The 19552-nt window shown below is 70.6% G+C and carries 18 protein-coding genes and 1 pseudogene; 6 read left to right on the top strand and 13 right to left on the bottom strand.

The features are described 5' to 3' along the window. Nucleotides 1-16 precede the first annotated feature (16 nt). Nucleotides 17-1357: an aldehyde dehydrogenase family protein gene (locus CFP71_RS09020; protein ID WP_093933373.1), complete on the top strand. Its 1341-nt coding sequence runs from the start codon at nucleotides 17-19 to the stop codon at nucleotides 1355-1357. Here the strand turns inward: CFP71_RS09020 and CFP71_RS09015 are convergent. The 7 genes from CFP71_RS09015 to CFP71_RS08985 form a co-directional block, all read right to left on the bottom strand. After that, nucleotides 1333-2649 (bottom strand): UDP-glucose dehydrogenase family protein, encoded by a 1317-nt coding sequence (locus tag CFP71_RS09015; RefSeq protein ID WP_093933372.1) that lies wholly within the window; start codon nucleotides 2647-2649, stop codon nucleotides 1333-1335. The genes CFP71_RS09020 and CFP71_RS09015 overlap by 25 nt on opposite strands. After that, nucleotides 2642-3589 (bottom strand): glycosyltransferase family 9 protein, encoded by a 948-nt coding sequence (locus CFP71_RS09010; RefSeq protein ID WP_093933371.1) that lies wholly within the window; start codon nucleotides 3587-3589, stop codon nucleotides 2642-2644. Before CFP71_RS09010 ends, CFP71_RS09015 begins: the two co-directional genes overlap by 8 nt. Further along, entirely contained in the window at nucleotides 3580-4266 is a 687-nt protein-coding gene (locus CFP71_RS09005; RefSeq protein ID WP_093933370.1) for an SDR family oxidoreductase, read from the bottom strand. The genes CFP71_RS09010 and CFP71_RS09005 overlap by 10 nt, the downstream gene beginning before the upstream one ends. Then, nucleotides 4266-5624, bottom strand: a complete 1359-nt coding sequence (locus CFP71_RS09000) for a PfkB family carbohydrate kinase (RefSeq protein ID WP_093933369.1) — start codon at nucleotides 5622-5624, stop codon at nucleotides 4266-4268. The genes CFP71_RS09005 and CFP71_RS09000 overlap by 1 nt, the downstream gene beginning before the upstream one ends. Next, entirely contained in the window at nucleotides 5621-6184 is a 564-nt protein-coding gene (locus CFP71_RS08995) for a D-sedoheptulose-7-phosphate isomerase (RefSeq protein ID WP_167406052.1), read from the bottom strand. Before CFP71_RS08995 ends, CFP71_RS09000 begins: the two co-directional genes overlap by 4 nt. Before the next feature lie 15 nt (nucleotides 6185-6199). Continuing rightward, a complete protein-coding gene (locus CFP71_RS08990; protein WP_093933368.1) occupies nucleotides 6200-7822 on the bottom strand; it encodes a carbamoyltransferase family protein in 1623 nt (540 codons plus the stop codon). A gap of 136 nt (nucleotides 7823-7958) precedes the next feature. Beyond that, nucleotides 7959-8906 carry an NAD-dependent epimerase/dehydratase family protein gene (locus CFP71_RS08985; protein WP_093933367.1) on the bottom strand — a complete coding sequence of 316 codons (948 nt, stop codon included), beginning with the start codon at nucleotides 8904-8906 and terminating at the stop codon, nucleotides 7959-7961. A 69-nt stretch (nucleotides 8907-8975) separates the two neighbouring features. On the opposite strand from CFP71_RS08985, the gene CFP71_RS08980 reads away from it, so the two are divergent. From CFP71_RS08980 to CFP71_RS08970, 3 genes are read left to right on the top strand one after another with little or no spacing between them, the layout of a single operon-like run. Continuing rightward, nucleotides 8976-9863, top strand: coding sequence for a polysaccharide pyruvyl transferase family protein (locus CFP71_RS08980; RefSeq protein WP_093933366.1), 888 nt, complete (start codon nucleotides 8976-8978; stop codon nucleotides 9861-9863). After that, nucleotides 9860-10732, top strand: coding sequence for a glycosyltransferase family 2 protein (locus CFP71_RS08975; protein ID WP_093933365.1), 873 nt, complete (start codon nucleotides 9860-9862; stop codon nucleotides 10730-10732). Before CFP71_RS08980 ends, CFP71_RS08975 begins: the two co-directional genes overlap by 4 nt. A 1-nt stretch (nucleotide 10733) precedes the next feature. Next, nucleotides 10734-11627 carry a glycosyltransferase family 2 protein gene (locus CFP71_RS08970; protein WP_093933364.1) on the top strand — a complete coding sequence of 298 codons (894 nt, stop codon included), beginning with the start codon at nucleotides 10734-10736 and terminating at the stop codon, nucleotides 11625-11627. On the opposite strand, the gene CFP71_RS08965 is transcribed toward CFP71_RS08970, so the two are convergent. The 4 genes and pseudogenes from CFP71_RS08965 to CFP71_RS08950 all read right to left on the bottom strand — a co-directional run bounded on the left by CFP71_RS08965 (nucleotide 11591) and on the right by CFP71_RS08950 (nucleotide 15145). Then, nucleotides 11591-12844, bottom strand: a complete 1254-nt coding sequence (locus CFP71_RS08965) for a glycosyltransferase (protein ID WP_093933363.1) — start codon at nucleotides 12842-12844, stop codon at nucleotides 11591-11593. The genes CFP71_RS08970 and CFP71_RS08965 overlap by 37 nt on opposite strands. Before the next feature lie 29 nt (nucleotides 12845-12873). Next, nucleotides 12874-13838, bottom strand: a pseudogene (locus CFP71_RS08960) (glycosyltransferase). A gap of 27 nt (nucleotides 13839-13865) precedes the next feature. Beyond that, on the bottom strand, nucleotides 13866-14261 hold the full coding sequence (locus tag CFP71_RS08955) for a DUF4383 domain-containing protein (RefSeq protein ID WP_244199607.1): 396 nt from the start codon (nucleotides 14259-14261) through the stop codon (nucleotides 13866-13868). 68 nt (nucleotides 14262-14329) lie between these two features. Then, nucleotides 14330-15145 (bottom strand): SDR family NAD(P)-dependent oxidoreductase, encoded by an 816-nt coding sequence (locus CFP71_RS08950; protein WP_093933361.1) that lies wholly within the window; start codon nucleotides 15143-15145, stop codon nucleotides 14330-14332. A gap of 101 nt (nucleotides 15146-15246) precedes the next feature. Between CFP71_RS08950 and CFP71_RS08945 the strand changes: the two genes are divergently transcribed. Both CFP71_RS08945 and CFP71_RS08940 read left to right on the top strand, forming a co-directional pair. Further along, nucleotides 15247-16323: an NAD-dependent epimerase/dehydratase family protein gene (locus CFP71_RS08945; protein ID WP_093933360.1), complete on the top strand. Its 1077-nt coding sequence runs from the start codon at nucleotides 15247-15249 to the stop codon at nucleotides 16321-16323. A gap of 14 nt (nucleotides 16324-16337) precedes the next feature. After that, entirely contained in the window at nucleotides 16338-17930 is a 1593-nt protein-coding gene (locus CFP71_RS08940; protein WP_093933359.1) for a phytoene desaturase family protein, read from the top strand. Here the strand turns inward: CFP71_RS08940 and CFP71_RS08935 are convergent. Together CFP71_RS08935 and CFP71_RS08930 are read right to left on the bottom strand one after the other, a co-directional pair. After that, on the bottom strand, nucleotides 17921-18382 hold the full coding sequence (locus CFP71_RS08935) for an SRPBCC family protein (protein ID WP_093933358.1): 462 nt from the start codon (nucleotides 18380-18382) through the stop codon (nucleotides 17921-17923). The two genes, CFP71_RS08940 and CFP71_RS08935, sit on opposite strands and share 10 nt — an antisense overlap. A 130-nt stretch (nucleotides 18383-18512) precedes the next feature. Next, nucleotides 18513-19211, bottom strand: coding sequence for a GAF and ANTAR domain-containing protein (locus CFP71_RS08930; protein WP_093933357.1), 699 nt, complete (start codon nucleotides 19209-19211; stop codon nucleotides 18513-18515). Between the last annotated feature and the right edge of the window lie 341 nt (nucleotides 19212-19552).

Below are 19552 nucleotides of genomic sequence, written 5' to 3'. Positions count from 1 at the left end.
CGGGTAACCGAAGCGCATGCTGAAGATCCACGATCCCGCCGACGACAGCCTCGTCGGGACCATGCCGGTGACGGCGGCCGACGCCCTCGGATCCGTGCTCGGCTCGGCGAAGAAGGCCGCTCGGCGCTGGGCGTCCACCCCGGCAGCCGAACGCGGGGCGGCGGTCAAGGACGCGGCGAGAGAGCTGCGCGAGCGGGTCGGCGAGCTCGCCGGCCTCATCGAGAGCGAGACCGGGAAGCCCCGGGCCGAGGCGGAAGAAAGCGTCCTCGCCGGTGTCGGCACGCTCGAGCAATATGCCGAACTCGGACCGGTGCACCGCGGGCGATCCCTCCTGGGCGACCCGGGGGCCACCGACCTGATGGTGCCCGAGGCACGGGGTGTGGTGGTCGCGCTCACCCCGTGGAACGACCCGGTCGCGGTGGCCTGCGGCCTGCTCGGCGCGGCACTGGTCACCGGCAACACGGTGGTGCACAAGCCCAGTGAACGCTGCCCGCACACCGGAGGACTGCTCGGGACCGTGCTTTCTTCGCTGTTGCCGGACGGGGTTCTCCAAACGGTGCAAGGAGACGGCGAGATCGGCGCCGCGCTGGCGGCGAGCCGGGACGTCGACCTGGTGGCGCACGTCGGAAGCACCGCGGCGGGCCGCTCGATCGCCTCCGCGACCGCGAAAACGGGAGCGAAAGCGTTGCTGGAGAACGGCGGCAACGACCCGCTCGTGGTCGACGCCGGGGTGGACCCCCGCTGGGCCGCCGCGCAAGCCGCGACCGGGGCCTTCGCCAACTCGGGGCAGATCTGCGTGGCCGTCGAGCGGATCTATGTGCACCAGGACATCGCCGATGCCTTCCTCGGCGCTTTGGCCGAGGAAGCCGGAAACCGCCGGCTCGCCCCGCTGGTCGACCGGCGCCATCGCGAAGGCGTGCACGACCAGGTCGTGGAGGCGATCGCGCAGGGTGCCGAGCCGCTGACCGGTGGGGAGCTTCCGGACGGACCAGGCGCCTTCTACCCGGCGACCGTGCTCGTGGGGTGCACCACGGGGATGCGGGTGTTCAAGGAGGAGACCTTCGGCCCGGTCGCGCCGGTGTGCGTGACGCCGGACTTCGACCAGGCGCTGGAGCTGGCGGCTACGGACGACTACGGCCTCGCCGCCACGGTGCTCACCGCGTCGATGGAGCACGCGCAGCGGGCCTGGCGGGAGCTCCCCGTCGGCACGGTGAAGGTCAACGACGTCTTCGGTGGCGCGCCAGGAGGTTCCGCGCATCCCCGCCGGGCCAGCGGAAGCGGTTACGGCTACGGCCCCGAACTGCTCGACGAGATGACCCAGACGAAGGTCGTTCACCTCGCGCCGCCCGGGCCGTGACCGTCGATGCCCAGCCTGGTGTGACTGAACCCCGCTTCGCCGACGGCCGCCGGATCCAGCAGATTCCTGGTGTCGACCACGACGGCCCGTTCGGCGGCCGCGGCGAGCCGGGTCCAGTCGAGTTCGCGGAACTCGGGCCATTCGGTGAGCACCACCAGCGCCTCGGCGTCCTTGGCCACCAGGTAGGGGTCGTCGACGACCTGGACGACGTCCGGCTCGGCGCTTTCGACGCCGGGGTCGTAACCGGTCAGGACCGCGCCGCTCCTCGCGAGTTCCCTGGCGATCGCCAGCGCGGGGGAGTCGCGCAGGTCCCCGGTCCCCGCCTTGAACGCCAGCCCGAGCAAGCCGATCCGGACGCCCGCGAGCGAGCCGTCCGGCGTGCCGGTGATCGCGAGCCGGATCTTGCGCACGACGGCCGCCTGCTGCCGCGCGTTGGCCTTCATGGCGTCGCGCAGCATGCCGAAGTCGACGCCCGCGCGTTCCGCCGTCCGGAGCAACGCGGCGGTGTCCTTCGGCAGGCATGAGCCGCCCCAGCCGGGACCAGGCCGCAGAAAGGCGGGCCCGATCCGGGAGTCGAGCCCGATCAGCCGTCCGACGTCGCGGATGTCGGCGCCGTGGTGTTCGCACAGTTCGGCGAGGATGTTCACATAGGACAGTTTCAGCGCCAGAAAGGCGTTGCTGGCGTACTTCGCCAGTTCGGCACTCGACGGATCGGTGAACCACACGGGCGCGTCCGTCTCGCCGTACAGCGCCGCCACCCTTTCGGCGGCGGCCTGATCTTCTTCGCTCGCACCGAGCACGATCCGGTCCGGACGCAGGAAGTCCTCGACCGCGTGACCTTCACGGAGGAACTCGGGATTGCCGACCACCGGGAGACCGGCGTCGCGAAGCAGCTCCGCCAGCCGGTTCCCCGTGCCGACGGGAACGGTGGACTTCGTGACCACCACGCATCCCGGTGCGAGCAGGCCGGGCAGCGTGGCCACGACTTCTTCGAGGATCCGGACGTCCGCCTCCCCGCCTTCGCCTTTCGGTGTCGGCAGGCAGAGCAGGACGACGTCCACGGCGGCCAGCCCGTTCATCGCGGTGCTGAACCGCAGGCGTCCGCAGATGAGGCCGTCGCGGACGAGTTCGGTCAGTCCCGGCTCGGCGATGGCGACCTCGCCCTGGCCGAGTTCGTCTACTTTGGACTGATCGCTGTCGATGCAGAGGACGTCGTGGCCCAGGTGAGTGAGACAAGCGGCGGTCGTCAAACCCACGTAACCCGCTCCGATGACGCCGACCCGGTCAACCATGGGCCACGCCCGTCCGGAGCAGTTCGCTCGCCGCGCTGAGCACCCGTTCCTCGTGCAGCAGCAACAGGCCCGCGTCCGGCTCGGCCGCGTGTGGGTCGCCGACGTCGCCCACCCAGAGCACCGTGTGCTGCCATGCCTCGGGCGGCGGGCCCCAGAGGCGGGGCGGGGTCGGGCCGAACAGCAGGACCGACGGCGTGCCGTAAGCGGTGGCGAGATGACCGACGCCGGTGTCACCACAGAGGACGAGGGAGGCCTCGGCCACGGTCGAGGCCAGTTCGGCGAGTCCGGTGTCCTCGGTGAGGGCGGCGTCCGCGGGGAGGCCCGCCTGGTCGGTGACCTCGCGGACGAGGGCCGCTTCGGCGGCGCTGCCGGTGACCACCACCCGATGTTCTCCGGCCAGTTCCCGCGCCACCCGCGCGTACCGTTCGGCGGGCCAGCGCCGGGCCGCGAACGCGGCACCGGGATGGATCACCACCGCGCCGGGCGCCGGACTCGGTCCGGGTGGCGGCGGCAGGGCGAGGTCGGCCCGATCGGCCGGGATCCTGGCGGCCTCCAGCAGGCGGCACCAGCGGTCGACCTCGTGGACGTCGGCGGGCCACTCCGGGCCGTCGAGGCCGGGGAAGTCCGGATGCCGGTGGGTGATCACTTCGACCGGGTCCTTCGCGAGCAGATCGTGGATGCTCTCCGGGCCGCGGCCGTGCAGGTTGACCGCCAGCCGCGGGGGTTCGCCCGGCCACGACAGCTCGCCGAGGCCCGCGGTCGGGAGCAGTTCGTCCACCGCGTCGATCAACTCGACGATGTCCCGCAAATTCTCGGGGGCGGCCAGCACCAGCCGCTCGTTCTCGAAGGCGCGGCGAAGTGCCCGCAGGGCGGGGACCGCGGTGAGCAGGTCACCGAGGCCGAGCGCGCGGAGTACCAGGATGCCGCCGCTCACGGCCACGACCCTTCCTCGGAAGCGCACACCACGAGTTCGCGGACCTCACAGCCGGGCGGCTGGGAAAGCGCGAACACCACGGAGGCGGCGACGTGCTCGGGCCGGTTCAGTTTCGCGTCGGGCGGCGGCTTGTACCGGGCGGCGCGGTCGTCGAAGAACGCGGTGTGCATCCCGCCGGGGACGAGCATCGTCACGCCCACCCGGCCTGCCAGTTCCATGGCCAGTGCCCTCGTGAACCCGACGATGCCGAATTTCGAGGCGCAGTAGGCACTCGCGTCGCCCGCGACCCGCAGGCCCAGGGTTGACGCGCAGGTCACCACCGTGCCGTGGCTCAGCCGCAGATGGGGCAGGGCCGCGCGGACGACCGCGGCCGTGCCGAACAGGTTGACCTTGACCACCCGTTCCCAGTCCTCCGTGGTCACTTCGTCGAGCGGTCCGCAGGCGTCGGTGCCCGCCGCGGTGAACACGCCGTCCAGGCCGCCCGCGCGTTCGGCCAGTTCGTCGACGGCGGTCGCGGCGGCGGCGGAGTCCGCCAGATCGGCCCGCGCGAAAAGGACGTCCGCCGCGGGCTCCGCGCGGTCTATGACGAGCGGGGTGCCGCCCGCCTCGCGGACGGCGTCGACCACCGCCGCGCCGAGGCCGGAGGCACCGCCGGTGATCAGGACGTTGCCGAGAGGACGCATCATGCTCCTTCCGCCGCGGCCACCAGCCGGGAGGTGGAATAGCCGCGGATGGTCGGGATCAGGACGATTTCGCCGCCGTGCCGGTGCACCACGGCGCTTTCGGGGAGTTCCGTGTCCGCGTAGTCGCCGCCCTTGACCCAGACGTCCGGGCGCAGGCGGTCCAGCAACGCGGCTGGATCGGGTTCGTCGAACACCGCCACGGCGTCGACGGAACCGAGTTCGGTGAGCAGCCGGGCCCGGTCGCGGGCGGCCACGATCGGCCGTCCCGGTCCCTTCAGCCCGCGGACCGATTCATCGGAGTTGAGGCAGACGACGAGCGCGTCGCCCAGGGCGCGTGCTTGCCGCAGGAGGCTCGCGTGGCCGGGGTGCAGCAGATCGAAGCAGCCACCGGTGGCGACCAGCCTGCCGCCACGCGCGCGGGTCCGTGCGGCGACGTCGAACGCCGACGTGCCGGCAGGCAGGGAATCCCGCACCGGAGCGCTGTCCACAGTAGACAGTGTGGCGGCGCCGCCCGTCGCGACGAAACGCGCGGCCGTGTCGACCCCCGCGGCCACCGCTTCGGCCGTGGTCGCTCCGGCGAGGAGCGCGGCGGTGGCGGCGGAAGCGAACCGGTCGCCCGCGCCGCAGGTGTCCTTGGCGACGATGCCGGGTGGCGGCCGGAACACCGTGAGGTGCCCGCCTTCGGTGAGGACCGCCCCCTGCGAACCCGTGGTGACGCTGACCGCGCCGGCGTCCCACGCCGCTCGCATCAGCTCGGCCAGCTCCCCGGCGTCGGCCCGCGTCCCGGTGCACTGCTCGGCCTCGGCGAGATTCGGGGTGGCCAGCCGGATCCCGCCGACGGGCACGGCGCCGCGGGGATGCGGATCCCAGACGACCGGGATCTCCCCGGCCAGTCCGCCCAGCAGCCGCCGCAGCTCCGGGTGTCCGGTGATGCCGCGGCCGTAGTCGGCGACGAGGATCGCCCCCGCCGACCGCAGCGTGTCCCGCACCTCGCCGGTCAGGGGAGCGGTCTCGGCCTCGCCGTCGCCGCTGTCGAGCCGGACCAGCGACTGCCCGGCGGCCCGCACCCGCGTCTTGGTGACGGTGGTGCCGCGTAACGGCATCCGGACCAGCCCGACCTCGCGTTCCAGCAGACCGGCCAGGGCGTGGCCCGCCTGGTCGTCACCCATCGGGGCGATCAGGACGACCTCGGCGGTGGAGCGTGCCGCGAGCAGAGCGGCCAGTCCCGCGCCACCCGGCCGCCGCCATTCGCGGACCAGGTCGACCACGGGCACCGGCGCGTCCGGGCAGAGCCGGTCCGAGACGCCGTCGACGTCCACGTCCAGCAAGGCGTCGCCCACCACGACCAGCGGCCTCACGTGGGCACCCCGAGTGCGTCGTCCAGCGCCGTGCACAAGGCGTGCACCAGGGCCAGGTGGATCTCCTGGACGGTGGCCATCGACGGCGCCTCCACCGGGATCGCGTCGTCGCAGAGCGCGGCGAGCGGGTTGGGGGAGGGGCCGGTCAGCGCCCAGGTCGTGACCCCTTCCTCGTGCGCGGCTTTCGCCGCCGCGACGACGTTCTGGCTGCCGCCGCTGGTCGACAGGCAGACGAGGACGTCACCGGGGCGGCCGTGCGCGCGTACCTGCCGCGCGAACAGCTCGTGGTCGCCGTAGTCGTTGGCGATCGCCGTGGCCGCGGAGGTGTCCGCGTGCAGGGCGATCGCCGAGAACGGCCGCCGGTCGTTGCGGAAACGGCCCACCAGCTCCCCGGTGAGGTGCTGTGCCTCCGCGGCGCTCCCGCCGTTGCCGCAGGCGAGCAGTCGCCCGCCGGAAGACAGGACCGCCGCCAGATGATCACCCCAGCCCACGATCTTCGGTCCCCAGGAAACGGATTTCCCTGCGGCTTCGCTCAATGCGGCGAAGTGTTCTTCGATCACGGCACACCTCCAGGGTCAGGGGCGGCGGACCACGAAAGGTCCGAGCGCGAGCAGGTCGATGGGCGCCGAACCGAAACATTCGAGCGCGTCCCTCGGCGAGTCGACCATCGGCCTGCCCGCCGTGTTGAGGCTGGTGTTGACGACCGCGGGTACCCCGGTGCGTCGTTCGAACGCATCGAGCATCCTCGCGACGAGCGGCTCCTGCGCGGGGTCCACGGTCTGTACGCGGGCGGTGCCGTCGACATGGGTCACCGCCGGGATCCGGTCCCTCCACTGTGGAGCGACATCGTGTACGAAAAGCATGTACGGGCTGGGAAGCGGCCCTCGGGAGAAGATCTCGCCGGCGCGTTCGGCGAGCACCATCGGGGCGACCGGGCGGAACTGCTCCCGGCCCTTGACGTCGTTGATCCGTTCGAGATTGGCCTCGTGGCCGGGATGGGCGAGCAGCGAACGATGACCGAGCGCGCGCGGCCCGAATTCGGACCGGCCTTGGAACCACGCCACGATCCGGTCCTCGGCCAAGGCCTCGGCGACCGACTCGGCGACGTCGTCCGGCCGCTCGTACCGCACGTTCGCGGTCCGCAGGGCGTTCTCCAGTTGCGCGTCGGTCCAGCCGCGCCCGAGGTCGGCGCCGGACATCGGCTTGGTCCGGTCGCCGAAGTCCGCCGCGAGTTGCAGGGCCGCGCCGAGCGCGGTGCCGGCGTCACCGGCGGCGGGCTGGACCCAGATCCGGTCGAACGGGCCCTCGGCGTGGAGCCGGGTGTTGGCGACGCAGTTGAGGGCGATCCCGCCCGCCATCGCCAGATCGGCCCGGCCGGTGTGCTCGTGGAGCTTCCCCGCCAGTTCCAGCAGCACGTCCTCCAGACAGCGCTGGACACTCGCGGTCAGATCCGCGTGCTCGCGTCCGGGTTCCTGACCGGGCTCGACGGCCGGGGCGAACGAGGACCAGTCGATCTCGTCGGTGCGAAACCCCATTCCGTTGACCTGCACGCTCTCGGCGATCCGGCCGAGAAAGCGCGGTTTCCCGTACGAGGCCAAGGCCATCACCTTGTACTCGTCGCTGGAGCGGGCGAAACCGAGGTGTTCGGTCAGGTCCTCGTACATCAACCCGAGTGAATGCGGGAGCCGCTGCTCGGCGAGTTCCTCGAATTCGCCGTCGCGGTATTCGCCCGCGAGATAGGACGTACTCTCACCACGGCCGTCGGCGACCAGCACGGCGCAGTCCTCGAACGGGGCGGCGAACGCGGCCGAGGCGGCGTGCGCGACATGGTGCCGGACGAACCGGACGTTCGCGGGATCCAGCCCGGGCAGCGCGGCTTTGAGGAAAGCGGGTGCGCGGCGGGCGAAATCGGTGCGGAGACATTCGTTCTTGCCGTCGTGCCCCACCAGTCCGGGTTCGACGAGCGCCGGATCGTAGGAATAGCCGACGGCGTCGAGATCCTGCGGCGCGATACCCGCTTCGGCGAGACACCACGCGGCCGCCTCGGCGGGTTGTTCCCAAGCGGAGAAGGGCACTGGTCGTTTGCCGTGTTTGCGCTGGCTGAACCGTTCCTCCTCCGCGGCCGCCACGATCTCGCCGTCGATGACGAGTGCCGCGGCCGGGTCGTGGAAGACGGCGTTGATACCGAGAATGCGCACCGGGCCACCTCTCCGGTCGGAGACACGGGCCGTGACCCGCGCTTGCTCTTTTAGCGCTACCCGGTGGAGTCGGGGATAAACGACGCCGCGCGAATGCCCAGGACGTCGCTACTCAGCGAAGCGTCTCCGCGGGGGATCACGAGAGCCTCCGGGCGAACCAGGCGACCGTGCGGGGAAGTCCTTCCGCCATCGAGATCTCCGGGACCCAGCCGAGCTCCCGGCGGGCACGGGAGATGTCGGGGCATCGCCGGGCCGGGTCGTCGACGGCGGCCTCGACGTGTTCGATGCGGGAGGTGCTCCCGGTGACCGCCAGGATCTCCTCGGCGATCCGGAGCACGGTCAGTTCCTGCGGATTGCCCAGGTTGACCGGGCCGGGTGAGCCCGAGCGGGCCAGGGCGAGAAGTCCTCGGACCGTGTCGTCGACGTAGCAGATCGACCGGGTCTGCCTGCCGTCTCCGGTGACCGTGAGCGGGGCTCCTCGCAGGGCCTGGCCGATGAATTCCGGGATCATGCGGCCGTCGTCGGCGCGCATCCTCGGTCCGTAGGTGTTGAAGATCCGCGCGATCCCGGTGTTCACCCCGCGCTCCCGCCGCATGGCCGAGGTGAGCGCTTCGGCGTACCGCTTGGCTTCGTCGTAGACACTGCGGGGGCCGATCGGGTTCACGTTGCCCCAGTAGTCCTCGCGCTGCGGATGTTCGTGGGGATCGCCGTAGACCTCGCTGGTCGAGGCGAGGACGAACCGCGCGCCGTCGCGGGCGGCGACGTCCAGCGCCCTTTCGGTGCCGTAGGACCCCGCACGCAGTGTCTCCAGCGGGAGACGGAAGTAGTCCCGGGGAGACGCGGCGGAGGCCAGATGGAACACGACGTCGAACGGCCCCGGCAGGGTCGCCTGCGCGGTGATGTCCTGGGAGACCAAATGGAATCGCGGTCGTTCGAGGAGATGCGCGACGTTGGCCGCGTCGGAGGTGGCGAAATTGTCGGCCGCGACGACCTCGGCGCCGGTGTCGAGCAGAAGCTCGCACAGATGTGACCCGAGAAAACCCGCGCCCCCCGTGACCAAAGCACGTCCGAACACACTGTCCATGTCGGCGGCTACCCGGTCCGGGCCGGAAAAAACCGGTGTGAACCGGGTACAGCCGGGTAAGCCACGGATATGCGTGCACTGGTGATCAGCTGGGCGAGTTTCCGGCACGGCGAGGCGACCGCCGGGGATGTGCTCGCCATGCGTGAGGTTGGCGAGGTCCTTTCGACCATCGGGCTGCCGCACGATCTGGCCTGGAGCCCTGTCTACCGTCCGGACGAGTTGAGCTACGAGGAGGTGGATCCGGCGAGGTACAGCCACGTCGTGTTCGTCTGCGGGCCCGCGCACGGCCGGCAGGTGCGGGAGGTGCACCGGCGATTCGCCCACTGCTGCCGGATCGCCGTCGGCGTCTCCGTGATCGACCCGGCCGACGACGCGGTCACGGGGTTCGACCGGGTGTTCGCCCGCGATCACGACGGCATCGGCACCCCGGACCTCTCCCTCGGCGCGAGGACCGACGAGGTGCTGGTCACCGGGGTCATCCTGGCGCCGGGGCAAGGCGAGTACGGGTCGGCGGGCCGTCACGCGGAGGTCCACACTTCGGTGACCGAATGGATCGCCGGCGTCGACTGCGCCAGGATCCCGCTCGACACCCGGCTCGCTCACTCCGACTGGGAGCGTTGTGAGACACCCGATCAGTTCACCTCGATCCTGTCGCATCTCGACGTCGTGGTGACGACGCGGCTGCACGGTCTGGTGCTGGGCCTCCGGGCGGGGATCCCGGTGCTGGCCGTGGACCCGGTCGACGGCGGGGGGAAGGTCAGCGCGCAGGCCGACGCCCTCGGCTGGCCCGCGCTGGTTTCCGCGGCGGAGAGCGGCGACACTAACCTCCTCGATTCCTGGTGGCGCTGGTGTTCTTCGGTCCAGGGAAGGTCGGTGGCCGCCCTTCGCGCGCTGCCGACCGGCGACGGTCTCGTACGGGATCTGGTCGAGACGCTCAAGAGCGGACCGGTGCGATGACGGGGGCACGGACGACGGTCGTGGTCGCCACCCGCGACCGGGTGACCGAACTGGAACGGACGTTGACCGCCTTGACGGCGTTGCGGCCGGTGCCGCCGGTCATCGTGGTCGACAACGGCTCTTCCGACGGCACCGCGGACCGGGCCGCCGAGTTCCCCGGCGTGCACGTGGTCCGGTTGCCGCGCAACATCGGCGTCGCGGCACGCAATCTCGGTGTGGCACTGGCGCGGACGCCTTATGTGGCCTTCAGCGATGACGACTCCTGGTGGGCCGAAGACGCTCTCACCGAGTCCGAACGGATCCTCGACGGACACGCCGACGTCGGACTGGTGGCGGCGAAAACCCTTGTCGGCGAAGAGGAACGGGAAGATCCAGTCGTCCCCCTGATGGCGGACAGCCCCTTGGGACGTCCCGCCGGACTGCCCGGCCCGGCCGTGCTCGGATTCCTGGCCTGCTCCGCCATCGTCCGGCGCGAAGCCTATCTCCAGGTGGAGGGATTCAATCCGCTGCTGCATTTCGGCGCGGAGGAAAGGCTGCTGTCCTACGACCTCGCCGCGCACGGCTGGCGGCTCTGCTACGTGGACGCCGTGCGAGCCCATCATCATCCTTCCGCGTCACGGCCTCCGCAGCGCTGGCGCGAGCGCGTCGAGCTGCGCAACAGGCTGCTGATCACCGTGTTGCGACGACCTGGCCGCCACTGTGTGGCCGAGGGGTTGCGGATTCTGAAGAGGGTTCCGCGAGAGCCGGGAGTGCTGGGCGCACTCGCCGGGGCGCTGCGGCGCTTGCCGTCGGCGCTCGCCGAGCGCCGGCCGCTGCCCGCCGGGGTGGAGCGCCAGATCCGGGTTCTCGAACACGCGCAGGGAGACTGAAGTGGAGGATCGGATCACGGTCGTGGTGATCACGCACGAACGGCGCGCCCAGGTGCTGGAGACACTCCGCGCGATGACCGCCCTGCCCGACGCCGCACCGATCGTGCTGGTGGACAACGCCTCCACCGACGGGACGGCGGACGCGGTCGAAGAGGGTTTCCCTTCGGTACGGGTGATCCGGTCGAGCCGTAACCTCGGCGCCGTCGCACGCAACGTCGCCGTCCGCGAGGTGACCACCCCGTATGTCGCCTTCTGCGACGACGACACCCGATGGCAGCCGGGCTCGTTGCGGCGGGCCGCGGACAGGCTCGATCGGTACCCCGGCCTCGCGGTGACGACGGGCCGGTGCCTGGTGGCGCCGGAGCTGACCGAAGACCCGATCACACCGGAACTGCGGCATTCGCCCATCCCCGGTCCGGACTGGTTGCCCGGACCCGCACTGCTGGGCGTCATGGCCGGTCTCTCGGCTGTCCGGGTCCGCGCCTTCCACCAGGTGGGTGGGTTCTCGGAACGAATGTGGCTCGGGGGAGAGGAAGAACTGTTCGCCCTCGACCTCGCGGCAGGGGGCTGGTGGATGTGCTGGGACCAGGAGATGGTGATCCACCACGCCCCCTCGAAGGTCCGCGACTCGCGACGGCGCCGTCAGCTGGGTATCAGGAACACGCTCTGGACCTTGTGGCTGAGGCGTCCACTGCGGAGTGCCGTGCGCCGCATGGCCGTCGTCCTGCGCTCCGCGCCTCTCGACCGGGCGACCGTCGCGGCCGTGGCCGAGGCGGCGCGGGGGATCCCGTGGGTGCTGCGGGAACGCCGGGTGGTGCCGGCCGAGGTCGAGCGAGGACTGCTGTTGTTGGAGGAGTCTCAGCGCGACTCGGCCGCCCGGCGATACGTGGGGTGAGTTTCACGCGCGACGGCTAGGCCGCGATCGGTTTCCGTCCGCAGAACCCGCTGGTAGGCGCGCAGGCAGTCCAAGGCCACCCGATCCCACGAGTACCGTGCCCTGGCCCTGTCGACCCCGCCGAGGCCGAACACTTCCCTCATCGACGTGTCGTCCAGCAGTTTCCTCAGCGCGCTCGCCAGCTCCCTCGGCTTGCGCGGGGGCACCAGCAGCCCGGTCACGCCGTCGACCACTGTGTCCGTCAGACCTCCGACAGCGGTGGCCACGACCGGCACCCCGCAAGCCATGGCTTCCAGCGGGACGATCCCGAAGGGTTCGTACCAAGGCGCGCAGACGACCGCGTCGGCCGATCGCAGGAGAGCGGGCATGTCGTCCCGGGACACCAGCCCGGGGAGGGACAACCGGTCACCGACGCCGGCCGCGGTGGCGACCTCGCGCAGCCGCGTGGCCTCCGGGTCCCGGGCGAGGGCGCCGGAGTCGGGGCCGCCCGCGATGACCAGCTCCGTGTCCGGCAAGGCGGAAAGCGCGGCGATCGCGGTGTCGAACCCCTTGCGCGGTACCAGCCTGCCGACACTGACGATCCGATGACGAGCCTTGCGAGGAGCGACTTCGCCGTCCGGGGTGAACTTGGTGAGGTCGACTCCGCAAGGGACGACGGCCGCGCGTGACCGGGGCAGGCCCATCCGCGCGAGCTCGAAGACCTCGTCCGAACAGGTCGCGATCACCTGGTCGGCCCGTTTGGCGAGCATGCCTTCGAGCCGGATCCGCTCCGCCGGACTCGTGTCGTGCTCACCCTGGTAGCGGCGTTTCACCACGCCCAGCGCGTGGAAGGTCTGCGTCACCGGGATGTCGAGGTTCTTCGCGGCGAGCATCGCCGCGATACCGGACATCCAGAAATGCGCGTGGACGACGTCCGGGCGGTCCTTCGTCCAGCGAGACCGCAGGAACCTGCCGAAATCGCCCATGTACGGCAGGAGTTCGTCCTTGGGCAGCTTCTTCGGCGGTCCCGCCGGGACGTGGACGATCCGGTACCCCTGTGGTGCCTCGACGGTGGCGGGAACGCGGCGGTTCTCCCGGCGGGTGTAGACGGTGACGTCGTGTCCCGCTCGGCTCAACGCGGCGGAGAGTTCGGCGACGTGGACATTCTGGCCCCCCGCGTCGGCTCCGCCCAGGGCTGCGAGCGGACTGGCGTGCTCGGAAACCATCGCGATCCTCATCGGACTCCTTCCCTCCGCGCCCGGCGGAGTCAAGCGGTCACCTCGGTCAGAAGGGCGTCCCAACGGTCGAGGAACGCTTCGAGCCCGTAATGGGCGAGCGCGAACTCGCGGGCGGATTTCCCGGCGAGGACGGCGAAATCGGGTTCGTGGATCAGTTCTCGGTAAGCCTTGGCCAAGGAAAGGACGTCCGTCGAGATCGCACCGGCGTCGGACGGCACCGCGTGCACGGCCTCGGTGGTCGCGAGCGCGACGACGGGCATGCCCAGATGCATCGCTTCGAGCAGCGACAGGCCCAGCGAAGTCCACCGGGCGGTGTGGAGGTAGACCCGGCGCCGGGCCATTTCGGTGTGCAGCTCACGGCTCCGCAGGTCTCCGCCGGAACGCAGGGAGCGGTGACGGCCGTCGAGTTGCTCGCTCCCGATCCCTACACGTCGACAGGGGCGAGTTCGGCGAAAGCGGGAAGCAGGTCCGTTCCCGTGATCCGTCCTCGGCGGACCGGCTCGTTGATCAAGGCCACCCCGTGCGGGAGTTCCCCGGTGTAGCGCTCGCCGGGATCGGGGATCCCGTGCGGTATCACCGTCGTCGGCGCGAGCCCCGAGTCCCACATCAGGTCGTTGAAGTGCGTCACGTGGACCACCGGGATGTCGTCGCGATCGGACAACGGGTGCCGGGTGATGGCCGCGTGCGGGCGAGGCGTGTCGTGTTCGACGAAGACGGCGGGCAGGTCTTTGCCGGGACGACGGCGCAGCCACTGGGCGACCAGTTCCAGCTCCTCCGGCCGCTGGAGCACCACCACGTCGGGGTCGAGGTCCGCGAGCTCGGGGAAAGAGACCTCTTCGGCCGCGGGCCATTCACGACCGCTCAGACCGAGACCCCAAGGCCCGCCATCGGCCGACGAGGGGACGAAGTACCGGTGACCACCTCGCACGAAGGCCTCGGTCCAGGATCCGTGTACATGCCACACGAGAATCCGCAGCGGTGCTTTTTCCTTCATACCAGGAGGTTTCCTGCAAACGCCGGGTTAAACGTCCGCCCGCCTCCCGGTGCGTTCCCTTGACGGCCGCCGAACCAGAACGATGCCCGCTATGAGCGCGGAAAGCGAGGTCAGCGCGTGAAGCACGTTGTCGGCCCAGTTGAAATTGACCGCGTCACCGGCCGACGAGGTCGCCGCCGAGAGCACACCGAACGCGGTCAAGCCCGCGAAGGCCACGAAAACCATCCAGCAGTAGCCATAGATGGCCGCCGGTTTCAGGACCGCCACCACTCCCAGGACACCGATCAGGGTGCGGATGACGTTCAGCATGCCGGTGGCGCTGAAGATCCAGACCGTGTTCTCTCCCGTCTGGTTGGCTTCCGGCAGGAAGAAAAAGCCCAGTACGCCCAATACGAGATGGACCAGGGCGATGACCAGCACCACCGGTCGCAAAAGCCGTCCGGTCCCGTGTTCGTTCATCGGAATGCCTCCGTTCGACGCGGACCGCTCGATCAGCCGGACCGCTTTCCGGTGTTTTCGGCACCGCCGGGTTCGGCGGCCTTCGCCTGCTGAGCGGCCTTGACCTTGTCCGGCAGGAGATGCGCGGCCGCGGCCTGCACCTTGTTCTTGACCGAGCCGGCGACCACCTGGTCGTCGCCCTTCATCAGGGCTTCGAATCCGGCCCGGGCGATGTCGGCGGGATCGTCCTTGGGGCCCGCGCCGATTCTGGTGTCCAGCATCCCGGCCCGCTCGAAGAACTCGGTGTCAGTCGGGCCCGGCAGCAACGCCGTCACCGTGACACCGGAATCCTTCAGCTCGACCCGCAGGCCCTCCGAAAAGGACTGCAGAAACGCTTTCGACGCCGCATAGACGGCGAGGTAGGGGCCCGGGGCGGTAGCGGCGACGGACGAGGTGAACAGCACGCGTCCCGCCTTGCGCTCGGCCATCGGCCCGGTCAGCCGATAGGTCAGGTGGACCGCGGAAGTCACGTTGAGATTCACCGTGCGCAGCTGTGACCGCAGATCGTTGTCCAGCACCGCGCCGCCGACACCGACCCCGGCGTTGACGGCCAGCACGTCGACCGGGCGACCGGTCGCGGCCACGTGTTCGACGAGCTCTTCGACACCCTCGAAGGTGCTGAGGTCGGTCCGGACGGCATCCACGCCGGCTCCGCGAGCCTGAATCTCGCGCGCGGCGGGCAGGAGACTGTCGTCTTCCGCCGCTACCACCAGGTCGTAGCCGTGGTCGGCGAAGACCTTCGCCAGTTCGAATCCGATCCCGCTGGACGCCCCGGTGACGACGGCGAGTGAACGGGCCTCAGTGGACATGCTCCTCCTTCGATCGTTCCCTGCGGCTACCCCCTGTGCGTCCGGCTAACCCTGTCCGGACGACGGGTTTCCGCCGGGGAGCGTCCGGGTACGCGGTCGGGGTGCGGATCGTGATCACCGGTGCCACCGGAAACGTGGGAACAGCCCTGCTCGACGTCCTCGAATCCGACGCCGACGAGCTGATCGGTGTGGCCAGGAGACTGCCTGACACCACCTCCGCGCGGTATCGCGCGGCGAGCTGGTGCGCGCAAGACCTCGGCGAACCCGACGCCGGGACCAAGCTGGCCGTTTTGCTGGAAGGGGCGGACGCGGTCGTCCATCTCGCCTGGGCGATTTCGCCGGAGCGTGGTGATCCTCCGATGTGGCGCTCCAACGACCACGGAACCCGGCATGTACTCGACGCGGTGGTGGCGGCCGGTGTCCCCCGGGTGGTCGTTCTTTCGTCGGTCGCCGCCTACGCCCCCGCTCCGCGCTGGCAGAAGGTGACCGAGAGCTGGCCGTGCAAGGGCATCGAAACCAGCGCGTACAGCCGCGGCAAGGCCGCCCTCGAAACCCTGCTCGACCGGTTCGAGGCGAATCATCCGGAGGTCGGGGTGGCGCGGTTGCGGCCGTGCGCGATCCTCCAGCAGCGGGCGGCGGGGGAGTTCCAGCGCTGGCTGCTCGGCCCGGCCCTGCCCGCCCGGCTGGTCGGCGACCGATGGCTGCCCCTTCCTCTTTGGAAAGATCTACGGGCCCAGGCGGTGCACAGCGCCGATGTCGCCGAAGCCATCCGGCTCGTTCTCGACAGCGGGTTCACCGGAGCGGTCAATCTGGCCGGACCAGGAGTCCTCGACGCCGACGCGCTGGCCGGATTGCTCGGCGGGATCCGTGTCCCGGCGCCCCAGAAGCTCGTCCGCGCGGCCGCGTACGCGGCATGGCGCACAGGTGTCCTGCCTCTGCATCCGGGCTGGCTGGATCTCGCCGACGGCGCGCCTCTCGTGGACACCACGCTCGCCGAAACCGCGCTGGGCTGGCGACCTCGGTACGACGCCGCGAGCGTGGTCGCGGACCTGGTCGCCGGGCTCAGGTCGGGGGCGGGCGAGGCGAGCCTGCCGCTCGCCCCACCACGCGGCGACGGGCTGCTGCCGAGACTCCGCTCACTGACCCGCTTCCGGCCGAGCCATCGGTCCCAGTCCTGACGAACGGGGGAAAAGTGAGTACTGAAGTCCATGACGCCGTCGTCGTCGGCGCCGGGCACAACGGCCTGGTGGCGGCCAACCTCCTGGCGGACGCCGGCTGGTCGGTCCTGGTGCTGGAGCAGGCGGAGAAGCCCGGCGGATCGGTACGGACGGACGAGGTCACCGAACCCGGCTTCCGCAGCGACCTGTGCAGCGCCTTCTTCCCGCTCACCGCGGTTTCGCCGGTCATGCGGGGGCTGGACCTCGAGGACCACGGCCTGCGCTGGCGGCACGCGCCCCAGGTACTCGCCCACGTCCTGCCGGACGACCGGTGCGTGGTGCTGTCCCGCGACCTCGAACGCACGGCGGAATCCGTCCGCGATTTCGCGCCGGGGGACGGCGCGGCGTGGCGAAGCCTGTTCGCCCAATGGCAAGAGATCCGGGAACCCCTGCTGAACGCGCTGTTCACCCCGTTCCCGCCGGTCCGATCCGCGGTGCGGCTGCTGCGCCGCACGGGTACCGCGGACGCGCTGCGCCTGGCCCGGATGCTCACCTTGCCCGCGCGCCGCTTCGGCGAGGAGCGTTTCGCCGGCGAAGGGGCGCGATTGCTGCTGGCGGGGAACGCCGCGCACAGCGACCTTTCCGTGGACAACGCGGGAAGCGCGGTCTTCGGCTGGCTCCTCGCGATGATCGGCCAGGACGAGGGCTTTCCCGTCCCGGTCGGCGGGGCGGGGGAGTTGACCGCCGCGCTGGTACGCCGGCTCGTCGCGCGCGGCGGGCAAGTGAGATGCCGTTGTCCGGTAACGGAAGTCCTCATCGCCGACGGCCGCGCCATGGGGGTGCGCACCGGCGCGGGCGACTTGCTTCGGGCCCGCAAGGCGGTGCTCGCGGACGTACCCGCCCCGACGCTGTACGGCGAGATGGTCGGTCCGGAATGGCTGCCGCCCCGGCTGCTGGACGACCTCGACAGGTTCCAGTGGGACAGCGCCACGGTGAAGGTGGATTGGGCGCTCTCCGGCCCTGTTCCCTGGACGGCGGAAGGCGCTCGTGAGGCGGGCACTATCCACCTCGGCGCCGATCTGGACGGCCTCTCGGCGTTCGGCGGCGACCTGGTCCGGGGGCGGAGCCCGCAGGAGCCGTTCCTGCTGTTCGGCCAGATGACGACGAGCGATCCGGATCGGTCACCGCCGGGCACCGAATCGGCGTGGGCCTACACCCACGTCCCCCGCGGGGTGATGGAGGACCGGACGGCGCTGGACCGGCAGGTCGCGCGGATCGAGAGGACCGTCGAGAAGAACGCGCCGGGGTTCACCGACCTGATCCGGGGCCGGTACGTCCAGGGTCCTCTAGAACTGGCGGGACACAACCCGGGCCTCGTGGGCGGCGCGATCAACGCCGGTACCACGGCCATCCACCAGCAGTTGTTCTTCCGCCCGGTGCCCGGTCTCGGCCGGGCCGACACCCCGGTGGACCGGCTGTTCTTGGCGGGTGCCTCGGCCCATCCCGGTGGAGCGGTCCACGGTGGTCCCGGAGCCAACGCGGCCCGCGCCGCGCTGGCCAGGACGGGCCTGCTCGGCGCGGGCTACGCGGCGGTGATCCGGGCGGCGAACCGGGCGGTCTACGACTGAGCGCTCTTCCGGTTCGCGTACTTCCCGGTCGCCAGGTCCGCGAGCCTGGCGAGAGCCTCCTCGTTGCGCGGCTTGGCGATGAGCGCCTGAACGGCTTCCGGGAGCACCTTGGCGGGCCCGCGCACGATACGTTCGGTCATCCGGATCCGCGTTTCACCCGCACCGTGAGGCGAGAGGGTGAGGCCCACCTCCGCGGCACCGAGTGGCCAGCCCCTCGCTTCCAGCGAAAGGGAAGTGCCGGGCTCCACGGCCTTCACCACGGTCACGTCCTGGATGTGCAGGGGCCACGGCCCGACACTGTGGTGGATGCGGGAGCCGACGGCGGGCCAGTCCTCGTCGACGTCACGGATGTGTGAACTACCCACCACCCATCCCGCGTAGAGCCAGCCATCCGCGAGTACGGCGAACACGGCTTCCGGGGGTACTTCGACGACGCGGCTGACTTCGGGCACGACGTCCTCCTGTTCCGGGCTGGGCGGCGGCGGTGGCCGACCGCTGTCTGCTCAACAAGCCGACCACCGTCCCTCTGATACCCGCGGGGAGTGACGCCACACGCGAAACCGTCACCGGATTCGCCTCCGGTCACACTTCACGGTGATGGTCGACGAGCCAGGCCGCGACCACGTGCAGTTTCAGGTTGGCCGCCTGGGAGGCTTCGACGAGGAGACGGAACGCTTCGGCGGGCCCGATCCCGTGGCGGTGCATCAGGATTCCCTTGGCCGTGCCGATCGCGTCCCGGTGTTCGAGCGCGGTGTGGAGGTTGGCCTCGGTCTGGGCGCCGACGAGGGCGATCGCGGCGTGGGAGGCGAACACGCCGCCTTCCCGCTGGGTCTGATCACTGAACGCGTCGAGGCCGCGTGAGGAGAGGTTCAAGGCGCCGAGCGTGGTTTCGCTGACGAAGAGGCGGTAGCAGAGCATCGAGCGAACACCGGTCTCGGCGGCGGCCGGGGTGAACGCCGGCCAGCGGGCTTCGGTGGTGAGGTCGCCGGTGCGATAGACTTCGTGCTCCGTGATCGCGTCGATGCACGGACCCTGCCCGGTGCGGTACTGCACCTCGTCGAGGGTGACCACCAGCTGATCGGTCGGCGCGACCGTCCGGATCCGCTGCCGCCGGTCGACCAGGGAGATCCCGGCGTATTCGGCTCCGGTCACCTGGTCCACGGCGGCCTTCACGATCGCCGCGAGAGTCGTCTCGACGTCGGGCTCGGCCTGCAGCGTGCGCGCGATCGCGGCGAGCGCACCGCTGACGCTGTTGTCCACGAGACTCTCAGAGCTGGTCATAGCCGCCTCCTCCGTCGCCTTTCACAACGCAAGGTCGTCCCGGGAACGCGGTCGCGCACCGAGCGCCAATGGTGAACTACCTCGCGACACGTCTCTCGTAACTTCGCGGTCCGCGCCTTCTGTGAAGATCCGCCGACCGGCGTACGGCGAGTGTCACGTGGGGTCCAATCCGCAGCTCCGCTTGCACGAAGTCGATATCCGCCCGAGGCGAAGGTGTCGTGCTCGGCCGCTCGCGCGTCTGCCTGGTTCGGGTGCCGCGAAAGCCACGTCGTGAGTGGCGATTCGGGTTATCGAGAGGCTGCCCTAGATGGAACATCCGTTTTGGGCACTTTGCGTGGCTT

It is taken from the genome of Amycolatopsis thailandensis (assembly GCF_002234405.1).
Taxonomy (GTDB): Bacteria; Actinomycetota; Actinomycetes; order Mycobacteriales; family Pseudonocardiaceae; genus Amycolatopsis; species Amycolatopsis thailandensis.
The sequence above is the reverse complement of the archived record's forward strand: the minus strand, read 5'-3'. Positions and strand labels throughout refer to the sequence as shown.

What these genes read in the sequence shown, in the direction of transcription:
- CFP71_RS09020 (WP_093933373.1), top strand. Translation starts at nt 17, where the DNA reads ATGCTGAAGATCCACGATCCCGCCGACGACAGCCTCGTCGGGACCATG.
- CFP71_RS09015 (WP_093933372.1), bottom strand. Translation starts at nt 2,649, where the DNA reads ATGGTTGACCGGGTCGGCGTCATCGGAGCGGGTTACGTGGGTTTGACG.
- CFP71_RS09005 (WP_093933370.1), bottom strand. Translation starts at nt 4,266, where the DNA reads ATGCGTCCTCTCGGCAACGTCCTGATCACCGGCGGTGCCTCCGGCCTC.
- CFP71_RS08985 (WP_093933367.1), bottom strand. Translation starts at nt 8,906, where the DNA reads ATGGACAGTGTGTTCGGACGTGCTTTGGTCACGGGGGGCGCGGGTTTT.
- CFP71_RS08980 (WP_093933366.1), top strand. Translation starts at nt 8,976, where the DNA reads ATGCGTGCACTGGTGATCAGCTGGGCGAGTTTCCGGCACGGCGAGGCG.
- CFP71_RS08975 (WP_093933365.1), top strand. Translation starts at nt 9,860, where the DNA reads ATGACGGGGGCACGGACGACGGTCGTGGTCGCCACCCGCGACCGGGTG.
- CFP71_RS08965 (WP_093933363.1), bottom strand. Translation starts at nt 12,844, where the DNA reads ATGAGGATCGCGATGGTTTCCGAGCACGCCAGTCCGCTCGCAGCCCTG.
- CFP71_RS08950 (WP_093933361.1), bottom strand. Translation starts at nt 15,145, where the DNA reads ATGTCCACTGAGGCCCGTTCACTCGCCGTCGTCACCGGGGCGTCCAGC.
- CFP71_RS08930 (WP_093933357.1), bottom strand. Translation starts at nt 19,211, where the DNA reads ATGACCAGCTCTGAGAGTCTCGTGGACAACAGCGTCAGCGGTGCGCTC.